Here is a 14,118-nt window from a genome sequence, read left to right on the forward strand (position 1 = left end):
TACGACCCACAGGCAGGAATCCTTGTTTATGCATGTCGTTGTCCAAAAACCGCCAGGCACTTTTGGGCGACATGCATCGGATTATCCAAGGACCAGCAATTCCTCGAAACGTTTCATGTCCTTGAAGCTGCAGAAGGCTGGCGGGCGCAATTCGATCACCGGGGCCTCGCGGTCGAGGAACGACAGGCAGTCGTCGAACAGGTGCTGCCAGGCGGACACACGTTCATCGGCAAGCCGGCGGATCTGGTAAGCGAAGGTGATGTGGAAGACGTAAGTGTCGTGGTCGGGGTGACGGTAGCCGAACGGCACCGACAGCGCGTCGCGCCAGGCTTTCAGGATCAGGCGGTCTTCCTCGGTGGCGCCGGCGACGGTCAGGCCGGTCGGCAGGACTTCGACGACCTTGATGTTGAATGCGCCGCGGTCCTCGAAGCCTTGGAGGCGCTCGAGATAGAGGCGAGTCATGTCGCCTATTCCGGTGTCGAACGGCACGTCCGACGGCCAGTAAGGAAGGCGGCGCCGGTATTCGATGATGCCCTGGAAAAGGGTCATATGCAGGCTGGAGATCGGCGTAAAGGCGAGGCGATCCGCGTCCGGCATGGCGAGCATCCGCTCACGCACCTCGATGATGGCGACTTCCGAAGGCGAGCCCTCAACGAGATGGCTGACGACCGTGTTGCCGGGTTCCGGCAGGAAGTTGCCAGATGCGTCGTAACGGGTGCCGAGATGCGCGGGCGGCGCCGGGTTCGTGCCTTCGAAAAATCCGGCGAGCGAGGGTCTAACAGTGGCGAGCATGGCGATCTCCTGGGGGAGATCGGCTCTTGTCCGAGTCATGTGTCAAGGACGTGAAACTCGGCGCATGTTCCGGGGGCCTTGGTGGTAAAGCTGTAAAATGGAAGACTGACAACGTAAACGTGCAGAGGTTGTCAGCCTGGCTTTCCTGTAAGGTTCGCGAGGAACCACAAGATATAGAGCGGAGCTATGGCTGCTGCCAACAAAACAAAACCCAAAATTACCAATGTTATTGCCGAGACTTTGTCAGATTGTCCCCAGCGCGTAACTCCAAGTCTCACCATCCAAATTCCCAATGCGATTAACGCCAGTCCAATGAAAAGAGGTATTGCGAAAATAGGGCTCACACATGTGCTCCACCGCGCAAATTTGCGCGGATACTAATTCGACAAAAACATCACTGGCGTCAACCGTACTTCTCCAGAAACGCCTCCGCCTCCAGCTCGCGGAAATCATCGAGCGCGGCACGCAGCCTTGCATGGTCCCAGTCCCACCAGGCGAGCGCCTGGTAGCGCTCGGCGGTGCGGCGGTCGAAACGTTCGCGGATCGGTTTCGCCGGCACGCCGGCAACGATGGTGTAAGGCGCGACATCCTTCGATACCACGACGCCCGCGCCGACCGCGGCGCCATCGCCGACGGTCACGCCGGGCAGGATGGTCGAGCCGTGGCCGAGCCAGGTGTCGTGGCCGATGGTGACCCGTCTGGCGCGGCGCTCTGCGAAGAACTCGCTCTCGTGCTCGGCATCGTCCCAGTAGTCCGAGGCGCGGTAGGTGAAGTGATGCAGTGTCGGCCGCCAGGTCGGGTGGTTGGTGGCGTTGATGCGCACGCTTGCCGCGATGTTGGAGAATTTTCGAATGGTCGTGCACCAGACGGCGCAGTCCTGCATCATGTAGGAATAATCGCCAAGCTCGCTTTCCGAGATGCGGCTGCGCTCGGCGATCTCGGTCCAGCGGCCGAGCTTGGAGTTCTCGACCTGCGCCGTCTCGTGGACCAGCGGCGTCTCCGAAAGCTTCCTCATGCGGCGATCCTGCCCGCGGCGAAGGCGGTGACGTCGATGATGCGGTCGGCCACCGCGTCGCGCACATCCTGGTCGTGAAAGATGCCGAGCAGGGCGACGCCCGCCGCCTTTTTGGCGGCGATGAGCTCGACCACCACATCGCGGTTCCTCGCGTCGAGCGAAGCGGTCGGCTCGTCGAGCAAAAGGATCGGATGCTCGGTGATGAAGCCACGCGCGATGTTGACGCGCTGCTGCTCGCCGCCGGAGAAGGTCGCCGGCGGCAGGGCCCAGAGCTTTTCCGGCAAATTGAGCTGCGCAAGCAAGATGCGTGCTTTCTCCCGCGCGCCTTCCCTGTCCTCGCCGCGCTCGACCAGCGGCTCGGCGACGACGTCGAGCGCCGAAACGCGCGGCACGGTGCGCAGGAACTGGCTGACATAGCCGATGGTGCGGCGGCGCACGGCAAGCACGGTGCGCGGACTGGCGGAGGCGAGATCGATCAGCCCGCCCTCATGCTGGACGATGATCTGGCCCTCGTCGACGGCATAGTTGCCGTAGAGCATCTTCAGGATCGAGCTTTTTCCCGCGCCGGATGGGCCGCCGAGCACGGCGCACTCGCCGGCGCGGATCGAGAAGGAGACGCCCGCCACCACCGGCAGCGTGACGCCGTCACGCAGATGCATGGTGAAGCTTTTGGCGACATCGGAAACGACGAGAGGGGTGGCCATCAGAAAATCCTCCAATTGTCATCCGTTAGCGGGACAGCGCCCCCCTCTGTCCTGCCGGACATCTCCCCCTCTAGGGGGGAGATCGGCTGTCGCATTCGGTTTCGCCACTCTCCCGCGTTGCAGAATGAGCGGGACATGAAAGCCGTCGATCTCCCCCCTTGAGGGGGAGATGGCCGGCAGGCCAGAGGGGGGTGACTTGGCGCCATCATCACACCTGCAAGATCGAAGAAACGAGCAACTGGGTGTAAGGCGCGCGCGGGTCGTCGAGCACGCGGTCGGTGAGGCCGCTTTCGACGACGCGGCCGTCCTTCATCACCATCATGCGCTGCGACAGAAGCCGCGCAACGGCGAGATCGTGGGTGACGACGACGGCCGCGAGGCCGAGATCGGTGACCAGGCCGCGCAACAGGTCGAGCAGGCGCGCCTGCACCGAGACGTCGAGGCCGCCGGTCGGCTCGTCCATGAACACCAGCCGCGGTCCCGTCACCAGGTTGCGGGCGATCTGCAGGCGCTGGCGCATGCCGCCGGAAAAGGCGCGCGGCTCGTCGTCGATGCGGTCCTCGTCGATCTCGACCCGCGACAGCCAGTCCACTGCGGTGGCGCGGATCTTGCCGTAGTGGCGGTCGCCGACCGCCATCAGCCTCTCGCCGACATTGGCGCCGGCCGATACGGTCATGCGCAGGCCGTCCGCAGGGTTCTGATGCACAAAGCCCCAGTCGGTGCGCATCAGGAAACGGCGCTCTGCCTCGCTCATGCGGTAGAGCTCGCGCCACTGGCCATCGCGCATGCGGTAGCTCGCCGTGCCGGACGACGGCAGCAGCCTGGTGGACAGGCAGTTGAGCAACGTCGTCTTGCCCGAGCCGGACTCGCCGACCACCGCCAGCACCTCGCCCGGCCAGAGGTCGAAGGAGATGTCCTCGCAGCCGACGCGCGAGCCGTAGAACTTGGAAAGCGCTGAAACGCGCAGCAGCGGTTCGTCGGTCATTTTGCCTCCTTACCCTCCCTTGTGGGGAGGGTCGGCGCGCAGCGCCGGCGTGGGGGTTGAGAGGAATTCGCCATCACCCCCACCCGCGCCTTCGGCGCTACCTCCCCACAAGGAGGAGGTAGGATCGGCGCGCCGCTTCTCGCAGTGATCGGTGTCGGAACAGACGAACATGTGCCCGCCATGGTCGTCGAGGATGACCTCGTCGAGGTAGACGTTCTCGGCGCCGCAAAGCGCGCAGGGCTGGTCGAAGGTCTGCACCTCGAAGGGATGATCCTCGAAATCGAGGCTGACGACGTCGGTGAAGGGCGGCACCGCGTAGATGCGCTTCTCGCGGCCGGCGCCGAAAAGCTGCAGGGCCGGGGAACGGTGCATCTTCGGATTGTCGAATTTGGGCGTCGGCGAGGGGTCCATCACATAGCGGCCCTCGACCTTGACCGGATAGGCGTAGGTGGTGGCGATGCGGCCGTGCCTGGCGATGTCCTCATAGAGCTTCACATGCATGAGGCCGTATTCCTCGAGCGCATGCATCTTGCGGGTCTCGGTCTCGCGCGGCTCAAGGAAACGCAGCGGCTCGGGGATCGGCACCTGGAAGACCAGCACCTGGCCGGCATCGAGCGGATGTTCGGGGATGCGGTGACGGGTCTGGATGATGGTGGCCTTCGCCGTCTCGGTGGTGACGGCGACGTTGGCGACCTTCTTGAAGAAGGCGCGGATCGAGACGGCGTTGGTGGTGTCGTCGGCGCCCTGGTCGATGACCTTCAGCACGTCATCCGGACCGATGATCGAGGCGGTGACCTGAACGCCGCCTGTGCCCCAGCCGTAAGGCATCGGCATCTCGCGCGAGGCGAAGGGCACCTGGTAGCCGGGAATGGCAATGCCCTTCAGGATGGCGCGGCGGATCATCCGCTTGGTCTGTTCGTCGAGATAGGCGAAGTTGTAGGTGGCGATCTCTGTCGGTTGCGCTGTCATTCCGCGGCCTCCCTCTTCTCCTCGGCCTTGTCTTCATTATCGCGCGCCTCGTATTCGGCGCGCATGCGGCGCACGAGGTCGAGCTCGGCCTGGAAGTCGACATAGTGCGGCAGCTTCAGATGCTCGACGAAGCCCGTTGCCTGGACATTGTCGGAGTGCGAGATGACGAACTCCTCGTCCTGCGCGGCGGCAATCACATCCTCGCCGAGCTCGCTCGCGCGCAGCGCCCGGTCGCAGAGCGCCATGGCCATCGCCTTGCGCTCGCTCTGGCCGAAGACCAGGCCATAGCCGCGGGTGAATTGCGGCGGCGCCTTGGCCGAGCCCTTGAACTGGTTGACCATCTGGCATTCGGTGACGCGGATGGAACCGAGCGGCACGGCGAAAGGCAACTCCGGCACATCAAGCTCCAGCTCGACCTCGCCGATGCGGATCTCGCCGACGAAGGGATGGTTGCGGGCATAGCCGCGCTGCGTCGAATAGCCGAGCGCCAGCAGGAACCCCTCGTCGCCGCGTGACAGCGCTTGCAGGCGGATGTCGCGCGCCATCGGGAACTGCAGCGGCTCGCGCGTGATGTCGCCGGGCACATGGTCCAGCGGCATCTCCCCATCGGCCTCGATCAGCCCTTCATGGGCGAGGATCGCGGAAACGCGCGGCATGGCTTCGGCTTCGGCCGGACGCTGCGCGGGCGCCTCGACATCGGCGCCGACGGCAAGCTCGGGGTCGAGCAGGCGATGGGTGTAGTCGAAGGTCGGGCCGAGCACCTGGCCGCCGGGCAGATCCTTGTAGGTGGCCGACACGCGCCGCTCGACCTGCATGGCGCCGGTGTCGACCGGACTGGTGTAGCCGAAGCGCGGCAGCGTGGTGCGGTAGGCGCGCACCAGGAAGATCGCCTCGATCATGTCGCCGCGGGCCTGGACGACGGCTAAAGCCGCAAGCTCGCGGTCATAGAGCGAGCCCTCGCTCATCACCCGGTCGACGCCAAGCGCCAGCTGCTCGACGATCTGGTCGAGGCGCAGCGCAGGCACCGAGCGGTCGCCGCGCCGGCGATCGGCAAGCAGGCGGTGCGCATTGGCAATTGCGGCTTCGCCACCTTTCACCGCGACATACATGTCATGCCTCCATCGTCTTGATGCGGGTGGTGCGCGGCAGGCAGGCGAGGCTGCCGGGCGCCGCGAGGACGATGTCGACGCCGCGCGGGAACCGCTGGTTGTTCTGCTTCCACTGCTCGACGAAATGGCGCGGCATGGCTGTCGGCGCGATCATCGCGGTCTTCTCGATGCCCGGCCCTTCAAGCAGCAGCGACGGACCGGAGGCGAGATCGTCGACCAACAGGATCAGCGTCGTCGAGCGGTCGGGATATTCCTGCGTGCCTTGCGAAAAGCCGTCGAGCGCCGCCATCTCCGCCGGATTGGCGATCAAAGCGAAATGGGCATCGGCCGGCGTGTTGGCCAAGGGCGCGCCGGTGTGGAAGCCGAGCCAGGCCTTGACGGAAGCTTCCGCCTGCAGCCGTGGATCGAGCCAGATCGGCGTGTCGTTGTCGCAGAGCGAAAGCGCCACGGCGCCGGCGGTCGCCGACAGCGGCGCCGGCGGATGGGCGAGCGGCGGCAGGGCCTGCACGCTGCCGGGGCGCGCCATCGCATCCATGATGGCGCGAAACACGACTTGAGCGTTGAAGACGGGATCGACGAAGCCGCCTTCGATCGATTGCGTGGCGATGTCCATCAGTCCTCTCCGCGCACCATGGTGAAGAAATCGACCTTCGTGGCCGCCGTCTCGACACGCCGCTTCTCGTGCGCCGCCTCGAGCACCGCGCGCAACGGCGCGACCAGTTTTCTCTCGACCGCCTCGCGATGAGCCGGGTCCTGCCAGAGCGCGTCGGCTATTGCCGCGAGCTTCGCCTTCCCCTTGTCGCGGCCGAGCGCATAGGAATGGCCGACCTGTCCGGAGGGCAGCCGCACGGTGGCGCGGGTGACCGTCGCCTCGCCGACATTGAAGGGCGCGCCGCCGCCGCCGATCCGCCCGCGCACCGTCACCAGCCCGGTTTCCGGGCCGCGCAGCAGTTCGGCCTCGGAGGGCAGGCCGGAGCCGTTCCAAAGACGCGTGATTTCATCGGCCGCCGCATGCGCCAGCGTCGCCATCATAGCCTTCCGCTCGGCCTGCTCGCGCGCTTCCTGTCCTCGCATGGCTTCACTCCTCGCATGAAGATAATTTATCTATTGATATAGACAACTATACAAATTATACTCATCACCTAGCGAGAGTCCATGACGGGTGGATGACAAAGGAGCGTAAAAGTTTGGCGGCGGGGAAATGATCGGAATTGCGAGCAGCATTGAAAGGCGCAGCGGCGTGTCGCTGTGGCGCCAGATCGCCGACAAGATATTGCAGGGGATCGCGAGCGGCGATTTCGCCGAGAACGCGGCGCTGCCGCCCGAGGTCGCGCTGGCGGAACGCTACGGCGTCAATCGCCATACGGTGCGCAGCGCCATTGCAGCCCTGGTGCAGGACGGCGTGCTCAAGGCCGAGCAGGGGCGCGGCACCTTCGTCTTATCGCGCAAGCGGCTGTCCTATCCGATCGGCGCCCGCACACGCTTTTCGACCGGGCTGCAGGGACAGACGACCGAGCGCCACATCGCTCTGTTGTCGTCCTCGACCGAGCCGGCCAACCGGCGCATCGCCGAGGCGCTCGGGATCGCCAGGGGGGCAGCGGTGATCCGGCTGGAAACGCGCGGCGAGGCCGACGGGCATCCGGTGTCGCGGGCGACGACCTGGTTCGACGCCAAGCGCTTCGCCGGCATCGAGGCCGCGATGGCGGAGACGGGATCGATCACCGCCTCGCTCAAGCGCTTCGGCATCAACGACTATCTGAGGCACTCGACGGTGTTGTCGGCCCGTCATGCCGATGCCGACGATCTTGCCGCACTGGATTTGCAGCCTGGCGCCATCGTGCTGGTGGCGGTTGCGGTCAACGTCACGCTCGACGGCCAGCCGATCCAGTTCGCGGAGTCGCGCTTTCCCGCGGAGCGGGTGGAACTCAGGCTTTCGGCGAACGATTAGCCTTCGACGTCGTCATCCGGGGCGTAGCAGGAGCGAAGCTCCGTCGCGGAGATCCCTTGGATAAAGACGATTAAGAAAGGTACTGTGACGCCGCGTTCTTTCACACCCCCCTCTGTCCTGCCGGACATCTCCCCTGCAAGGGGGGAGATTGGCAGCTTAAGCGCCGCGCCCTTCTTCGACGTCGACAATTGGCGAAAGCCGCGCAACATCCGATCTCCCCCCTTGCGGAGGAGATGTCCGGCAGGACAGAGGGGGGTGCTGTCCCGCCAGCGTTTCGGAGTGCTGCGCTGCTGAGGCGTTCTGAAGTCATAGGGTCCCAGAGTCTTCGCCCCTTGCTTCACCCTAGGACGACTCCCTTGGCGTTTTCCGCCAATCGCCGACGCAAGCCGACCTGCGAACCAGCGTCTCACCCAACCTCGATAACCGCCTTGATCAATCCCGACTTCTCATGCGCCCATCGCGCGAGATCGCGCGGCGTTCCGGCGAGCGTCGTGCGATGCGTGACGAGTTTCCCGAGCGGCACCGCACCATTGCGGATCGAGGCGGCGACGTGGTCGAAATCGGCACGGAGCGCATTGCGGCTGCCGACCAGCGTCATCTCGCGTTTGTGGAACTCGGGATCGGAGAAGGTGATGTCGTCCTTGACGACGCTGACCAGCACCAGCGTGCCGCCATGTGCGACATGGGCGAAGGCCGACTCTACCGACTGCGTGTTGCCGGTGGCGTCGAAGACCAGGTCGAAGCCTTCGCCGCTCGTCGCCTCCCGTACCAGGTCGGTCGCTGGTGCTTTCGAACCGTCGAGCGCGGCAAAGCCGAGCGCGCCTTCTGCGAAACCGAGCCGTTCCGTGCTCATGTCGAGCAGGCTGACGTTAAACCCGGCAATGCGCGCGAAGATCGCTGTACCGAGTCCGATCGGACCGGCGCCGATGACCAGCGTGCGCGCGCCTTGCGCACCAAGCGAACGCCGAACGGCGTGCGCGCCGATCGCCAGGAATTCGACCGCGGCCGCATCGGCCAGCGTCAGGCCGTTTGCCGGGTAAAGATTCTCGGCCGGCACCAGGATCTCGTCGCACATGGCGCCGTCGCGGTGTACGCCAAGCACCTCGATCCTGACGCAGCAGTTCGGCTTGTCGTGCCGGCAGGCGATGCATTTGCCGCAGGCGAGATAGGGATTGATGATCACCGGCTCGCCGACGGGAAGGTCGACGCCTTCACCGCTTTCCACGACTGTGCCCGAAACCTCGTGGCCCATGATGCGCGGATAGGCGAGGAAAGGGTGCTTGCCTTCGAAGATGTGGTAGTCGGTGCCGCAGATGCCGACATGGCTGACCGCCACCCGCGCCCAGCCGGGCGGCGGCGCGCCGGGCGCGGCGCGGTCTTCGAGAACAAGGTCGCCGGGCGAGCGGCAGACGACGGCTTTCATGCGCTGATCCAGTATTCAAGAGAGCGCCGGCCCATCGGTCGATCAGGCCGGCGCGTCATTTCAGGGACTATTTGCCGCGACGGCGCAGGCCGTCGAAGTAGACGATGACGATGATCAAGACACCGGTGATGACGCGCTGCCAGAAGGTGTTGACGTTGAGCAGGTTGGCGCCGTTGTTGATCGTGGAAAGGATGAAGGAGCCGATCAGCGGACCGTGCACCGAGCCGATGGCGCCGAACAGCGAGGTGCCGCCGATCACCGACGAGGCGATGGCCTGCAGTTCATAGGTGTCGCCCTGCGTCGGATTGCCGATACCGATGCGGGACGCCAAGAGCACGCCGACGAAGGCCGCCAGCAGGCCCGACAGGATATAGGCCATGAAGATGGTGCGCGGCACGTTGACGCCGGACAGGCGCGCGGCCTCGGCGTTGGAGCCGACCGAGAACAAATAGCGGCCCCAGCGCGTGTGGTGCAGGAAAACGTAGGACGGTATCGCGACCAGGATCACCATCCAGAAGAGGTAGGGGATGCCGAGCAGCGAACCGCGCGAGAAGGCCTGGAACGAATCGCTGTTGATCGAGATCGAGTTGCCGTTGGTCATCAGGAGACCGATGCCGCGCAGCGACGTCATGGTGGCCAAAGTGATGATGAAGGGCGGCAGGCCCATCTTGACGATGCCGAAACCGTGGAAGAGGCCGATGGCGACGCCGACCAGCAGGGTGATCAGCACAGCCGCCCAGATCGGCCAGCCGGCGTTGATCAGTAGCGCGACGACGACTGTAGTGAAACCGACCACGGCACCGACGGAAAGGTCGATGCCGCCGGTGATGATGACGAAGGTCTGGCCGACGGCGAGGATGGCGATCAGCGAGCCCTGGCGCAGAAGATTGGTGATGTTGAGCGCCGTGGCGAAGGAAGGCGTGGCGAGAGCCAGCACGATCCACATCAGCAGCAAAAGGCCAAGCAGCGTCAGCCCGAACAAGGCATTGAAATTGCGCTTGGGTTTTTCGGCGGGGATCGCCTCGGTGCTCATTTTTGTCCTCCCGACTTTTCTTGTTTCTCGGCCAGCGCCTGACCCAAAATGTCCTCGTGGCTGGCGGTGCGGAAACCATGCGTGGCGACCAGCTTGCCGCGCCGGAACACATGCAGCGTGTCGGCGAGCTCATAGACTTCCGGCAGATAGGACGAGATCAGGATGATGCCGGCGCCCTTGGACAAAAGCGTCGAGAACAGGCGGTAGATCTCGGCCTTGGTGCCGACATCGACGCCCACCGTCGGCTCGTCGAAGATGAACAGCTTGGCGCCATGCGCCAGCCATTTGCCGATGACGATCTTCTGCTGGTTGCCGCCCGACAGGCTGGAGGCCAGCGCGTTGCGCGTCGGCGTCTTGATCCTGAGATCGGCGATCTGGCGGTCGGCTTCGGCCTTCTCGCGTGCGCCGGAGATCAGAAGATTGCTCGATATGCGCTTGTAGATCGGCAGGTTGAGGTTCATGCCGACCGGCAGGTTGAGGCAAAGGCCCTGGTCGCGGCGGCTTTCCGGCGCCAGCGCCATACCGAGCCTTATAGCATCATGCTCGGAATTGACCTGCACCTCCTTGCCTTGCCAAAAAATCTGGCCGGCCGACTTCCTGTGACGGCCGTAGAGCGTGGTGACGAACTCGCTGCGGCCGGCGCCGATCAGGCCGTAAAGGCCGACGATCTCGCCGGCGCGGACGGTCACCGAAACGTTCTCGAAACCCTTGCCCGAGAGGCTCCGCGTCTCGACGATCGTCGCGCCCGGCGTGAAATGCTCCTTGTGATAGATCTGCTCGATCGAGCGGTTGATCATCAGCTTGACCAGTTCCGGCTCGTTGGTCTCGGCGATCTTCCGGGTGCCGACGAGGGTGCCGTCGCGCAGCACCGAAACGCGGTCGGCAAGCTCGAAGACCTCCTCCATGCGGTGGCTGATATAGATGATGGTGACGCCTTCGCCCTTCAGCCGGCGGATCAGCTTGAAGAGCTGGTCGGCTTCCTTGCGGGTGAGATAGGCGGTCGGCTCGTCGAAGATCAGGAACTTGGTGCCGCGCACCGTGGCGCGGGCTGCGGCGATCAGCTGCTGCTGGCCGATGGTGAGGTCGCCGAGCATGACATGCGCCGGCAGGTCGAAGCCCAGCCCGTCGATGATCTTCTGCGCTTCCTTCACCATGGCGCGCTGCTGCAGCAGACCGAAGCGCGAATTCTCCTCGCCGAGGAACATGTTGGCGGCGACGGTGAGGTGGCGACAGAGCACGACCTCCTGATGGACGGCATTGATGCCGAGCGCCATCGCCTCATGCGGCGTGGCCAGCGCTTCCGCCTTGCCTTCCCAGATCACCTCGCCGGAGGTGCGCGGCATGACGCCGGTCAAAAGTTTGATGAGCGTCGATTTGCCGGCGCCGTTCTCGCCGACGATGGCGTGGATCTCGGCTGCCTTGAAGGCAAGGTCCACCGGCTTCAGCGCATGCGTGCCGGGATAGCGCTTTTCGAGCCCTTTGAGTTCCAGGATCGTCCGGCCGGGCTCCAGCGTTGGTGCGGGGTGCAGTTCCTGCGCCGTCGACGTCATGACAGTCCTCCAGATCGATCTCAACCGTTGGGTACGCAGCGATGCGTCTGGCGCGCATCTTGTTGGCGGAGCCTAAAGCTAGTTTACGCAATTCCGTACGGAAAACCGCTACACACTTTTCCTGGAATTGCGCAGGGCAAGCCGACGAATTTCCAAACCGCTTGCGGTGGATGTTTCCGGGGCGGCGAGGCCCCGGAAACGATTGTCGCGATGCCGCTCAGTTAAGCTTCGGGTTGAGCAGCGCGTCGATCTTCGCATCCTTCATGTTGTCCTTGGTGACGAGGTTGGCGCCGGTGTCGACATTGGCCTCGACCTTCTCGCCCTTCGAGGCGGCGAGCGCGGTCTTGATGCCGTCGTAACCCATCCGGTACGGATCCTGGACGACGAGGCCGGAGATGACGCCGTCGTTGAGGAACTTGATCAGCTTCTCGTCACTGTCGAAGCCGATCAGCGCTACCTTGCCTGCAAGGCTGTTCTCGGCGATCGCCTGGCCGACGCCCTGCGCCATGATCAGGTTCGAGGCGAAGATGCCCTTGAGGTCCGGATTGGCGGTGATCAGGTCGGTCGCGATGTTGAGGCCGGTCGTGGCCTGACCGTCGGCATATTTGTCGGCGACGAGCTCGAGGCCGGGATATTTCGCCTTGAGCTCTTCCTTGAACCCTTGCGCGCGCTGCTCGAGCGAGCCGGCGCCAGGCAGCGCGGTGATCAGCGCAACCTTGCCCTCGACCTTACCGCCATTGGCCGCGCCGATCGCCGCCGCCAGACCGTCAGCCGCGACGCGGCCGCCCTGGACGTTGTCGGTGGTCAGGAAGGAGGTGAAGGCCTTGGATTCGGCGCTGGAGTCGATGCCGATGACCTTGACCTTGGAAGCCGCCTCGTCGATCGGCTTGCCGAGCGCCTTGGCCTCGGTCGGCGCGATCACGACCGCAGCGGGATTGCCGGCGACGGCGTTCTCGAGGATCGAGATCTGGCCGTTGACATCGGTCTCAGCCTGCGCGCCGAGCTCCGGCACGTTGATGCCGAGGTCCTTGCCGGCCTTGCGCGCGCCGGCCAGCACGATCTGCCAGTAGAAGGAGGTGGTGTCCTTGACGATGATCGGGATGGTCACGTCGGCCGCCGAGGCTGGTGCGGAATGCATCGCGCCCGCGAGCATCGAGGCGGCGGCGAGAGCCACGAAGGCGCGGCGGTTGAGAAGGCTGGTCACGAATTTCATTAGGTTCCTCCCTAAGGTCGCCTGGTGAAGGTTCGGAAGCTCCATCTGGACAGGCGCGAGCCAAACAGAACTTTATCAATAAAAAACATTTGCCGCCTTTTGATAGTGCATCGATCCGGCCGATGCAAGCGGTGTCTGATGTCTTTTGCGTGGTGCCGGCCGGCGCGTCCGCTTCGCCGGCTCCTCCTATGCGGCACCCAGATGCTTCCGATCCTCCCTTCCAATATGGAACGTCAATTCCATAATTATGTCAATGTGGAATATTCATTCCGATTCGGGAAATCGCACGATTGTGAAGCCGACACGTGCCAACAAGCACGTAGCCATCGGCATCTCAACCGAGCTGCTGGACGACCGTGTAAGGGTCGTATTTGGCGAACTCAGCCGCTGGCACCTCGATGTCGAGCAGTTCGAGGTTGCGCGTCAGATTGGCGGGCTTGGCCGTGCCGGTCAGCACCGAGGCGACGACCGGCTCATGCAGTGGAAACTGGAACGCGGCGGCGGCCAGCGGGTAGCCGCCTTCCGCGGCGATCCTTTCCATCGCGCCGACCCGGTCGAGGATATCCTTGCTCGCCGGCAGATAATCGAAATGCGCGCCGTGCACCGGGCCCGTCGCCAATATGCCCGAGTTGAAGACACCGCCGATGATCAGCGATGTCTGCCTTGTGCGGCAGAGCGGCAGCAATTCGGGCTCGGCGCTGCGGTCGAGCAGCGAATAGCGGCTGGCGAGCAGGATGCAGTCGAGCGGCGCGCGGCTGAGCACGTCGACGCAGATTTGCACCTCGTTGACGCCGAGGCCGTAGGCTGAGATCGTGCCGGATGACTTCAGTTCTTCCAGCGCTTTCAGTCCGCCATCCATGAGCTGGCGGAAATGGATTTTCGTCGCCTCGACGCCATGCGTGTAGATGCCGATGTCGTGGACGAACAGGATGTCTATTCTGTTGAGGCCGAGCCGCGCGTAGGAAAAATCCACTGAGCGCATGATGCCGTCATAGGAATAGTCGTAGTCGAGCGCGAAGGGCAGCGGATCGACATAGGAGTGATCGGGAACCTGGTCCTCCGGCACCGGCCGGAACAGGCGCCCGACCTTGGTCGAGAGCACATAAGACGAGCGCGGCTTCTCGCGCAGGAAGTCGCCGGTCCGGCGCTCCGACAGGCCGAAGCCGTAGAAGGGCGCGGTGTCGAAATAGCGCAGGCCGCCATCCCAGGCCGTCTGCAGCGTTTCCATCGCGGGTTCGCGCGGACAGGCGCGATAAAGCCCGCCGATCGCTGCGCCGCCGAAGCTGATTTCGGTCACTTCGAGCGCAGTCGTGCCGATCCGGCGTTTGTTCATCAAAGCCTCCCCTTGCCGTTCGCCCGGCCGATGTTTTGAAATAC

Annotated in this window: 14 protein-coding genes; 1 reads left to right on the top strand and 13 read right to left on the bottom strand. The window is 64.3% G+C overall.

Annotated features, from left to right (window positions below; translation table 11 throughout):
• Positions 1-81 precede the first annotated feature (81 nt).
• The 8 genes from EJ071_RS10625 to phnG form a co-directional block, all read right to left on the bottom strand.
• Entirely contained in the window at positions 82-792 is a 711-nt protein-coding gene (locus EJ071_RS10625) for a DUF1868 domain-containing protein (RefSeq protein WP_126097818.1), read from the bottom strand.
• Between the two features lie 403 nt (positions 793-1,195).
• Positions 1,196-1,807: a DapH/DapD/GlmU-related protein gene (locus tag EJ071_RS10630; protein ID WP_126097819.1), complete on the bottom strand. Its 612-nt coding sequence runs from the start codon at positions 1,805-1,807 to the stop codon at positions 1,196-1,198.
• On the bottom strand, positions 1,804-2,511 hold the full coding sequence (gene phnL, locus EJ071_RS10635; protein ID WP_126097820.1) for a phosphonate C-P lyase system protein PhnL: 708 nt from the start codon (positions 2,509-2,511) through the stop codon (positions 1,804-1,806). The genes EJ071_RS10630 and phnL overlap by 4 nt, the downstream gene beginning before the upstream one ends.
• Positions 2,512-2,719: 208 nt before the next feature.
• Positions 2,720-3,496 (bottom strand): phosphonate C-P lyase system protein PhnK, encoded by a 777-nt coding sequence (gene phnK / locus EJ071_RS10640; RefSeq protein WP_126097821.1) that lies wholly within the window; start codon positions 3,494-3,496, stop codon positions 2,720-2,722.
• Positions 3,497-3,505: 9 nt separating this feature from the next.
• Positions 3,506-4,465, bottom strand: a complete 960-nt coding sequence (locus EJ071_RS10645; protein ID WP_245460195.1) for an alpha-D-ribose 1-methylphosphonate 5-phosphate C-P-lyase PhnJ — start codon at positions 4,463-4,465, stop codon at positions 3,506-3,508.
• Positions 4,462-5,574 (bottom strand): carbon-phosphorus lyase complex subunit PhnI, encoded by a 1,113-nt coding sequence (locus EJ071_RS10650; RefSeq protein ID WP_126097822.1) that lies wholly within the window; start codon positions 5,572-5,574, stop codon positions 4,462-4,464. The genes EJ071_RS10645 and EJ071_RS10650 overlap by 4 nt, the downstream gene beginning before the upstream one ends.
• Before the next feature lies 1 nt (position 5,575).
• Positions 5,576-6,187 (bottom strand): phosphonate C-P lyase system protein PhnH, encoded by a 612-nt coding sequence (phnH, locus tag EJ071_RS10655; RefSeq protein ID WP_126097823.1) that lies wholly within the window; start codon positions 6,185-6,187, stop codon positions 5,576-5,578.
• Positions 6,187-6,648, bottom strand: coding sequence for a phosphonate C-P lyase system protein PhnG (gene phnG, locus EJ071_RS10660; protein ID WP_126097824.1), 462 nt, complete (start codon positions 6,646-6,648; stop codon positions 6,187-6,189). The genes phnH and phnG overlap by 1 nt, the downstream gene beginning before the upstream one ends.
• A 127-nt stretch (positions 6,649-6,775) precedes the next feature.
• On the opposite strand from phnG, the gene phnF reads away from it, so the two are divergent.
• On the top strand, positions 6,776-7,522 hold the full coding sequence (gene phnF, locus EJ071_RS10665; protein ID WP_126097825.1) for a phosphonate metabolism transcriptional regulator PhnF: 747 nt from the start codon (positions 6,776-6,778) through the stop codon (positions 7,520-7,522).
• Between the two features lie 406 nt (positions 7,523-7,928).
• Here phnF and EJ071_RS10675 read toward each other — a convergent pair whose 3' ends face one another.
• The 5 genes from EJ071_RS10675 to EJ071_RS10695 all read right to left on the bottom strand — a co-directional run bounded on the left by EJ071_RS10675 (position 7,929) and on the right by EJ071_RS10695 (position 14,074).
• Positions 7,929-8,945 (bottom strand): zinc-binding alcohol dehydrogenase family protein, encoded by a 1,017-nt coding sequence (locus tag EJ071_RS10675; protein ID WP_126097826.1) that lies wholly within the window; start codon positions 8,943-8,945, stop codon positions 7,929-7,931.
• A 67-nt stretch (positions 8,946-9,012) separates the two neighbouring features.
• Positions 9,013-9,978 carry an ABC transporter permease gene (locus EJ071_RS10680; protein ID WP_126097827.1) on the bottom strand — a complete coding sequence of 322 codons (966 nt, stop codon included), beginning with the start codon at positions 9,976-9,978 and terminating at the stop codon, positions 9,013-9,015.
• The gene (locus EJ071_RS10685; RefSeq protein ID WP_126097828.1) at positions 9,975-11,528 is read right to left on the bottom strand and encodes a sugar ABC transporter ATP-binding protein; all 1,554 of its coding nucleotides are present in this window, start codon (positions 11,526-11,528) and stop codon (positions 9,975-9,977) included. The genes EJ071_RS10680 and EJ071_RS10685 overlap by 4 nt, the downstream gene beginning before the upstream one ends.
• Positions 11,529-11,745: 217 nt before the next feature.
• Positions 11,746-12,741, bottom strand: a complete 996-nt coding sequence (locus tag EJ071_RS10690) for an ABC transporter substrate-binding protein (protein WP_126097829.1) — start codon at positions 12,739-12,741, stop codon at positions 11,746-11,748.
• Positions 12,742-13,075: 334 nt separating this feature from the next.
• A complete protein-coding gene (locus EJ071_RS10695; RefSeq protein ID WP_126097830.1) occupies positions 13,076-14,074 on the bottom strand; it encodes an aldo/keto reductase in 999 nt (332 codons plus the stop codon).
• Between the last annotated feature and the right edge of the window lie 44 nt (positions 14,075-14,118).

The organism is Mesorhizobium sp. M1B.F.Ca.ET.045.04.1.1 (assembly GCF_003952465.1).
Lineage (GTDB): Bacteria > Pseudomonadota > Alphaproteobacteria > Rhizobiales > Rhizobiaceae > Mesorhizobium > Mesorhizobium shonense.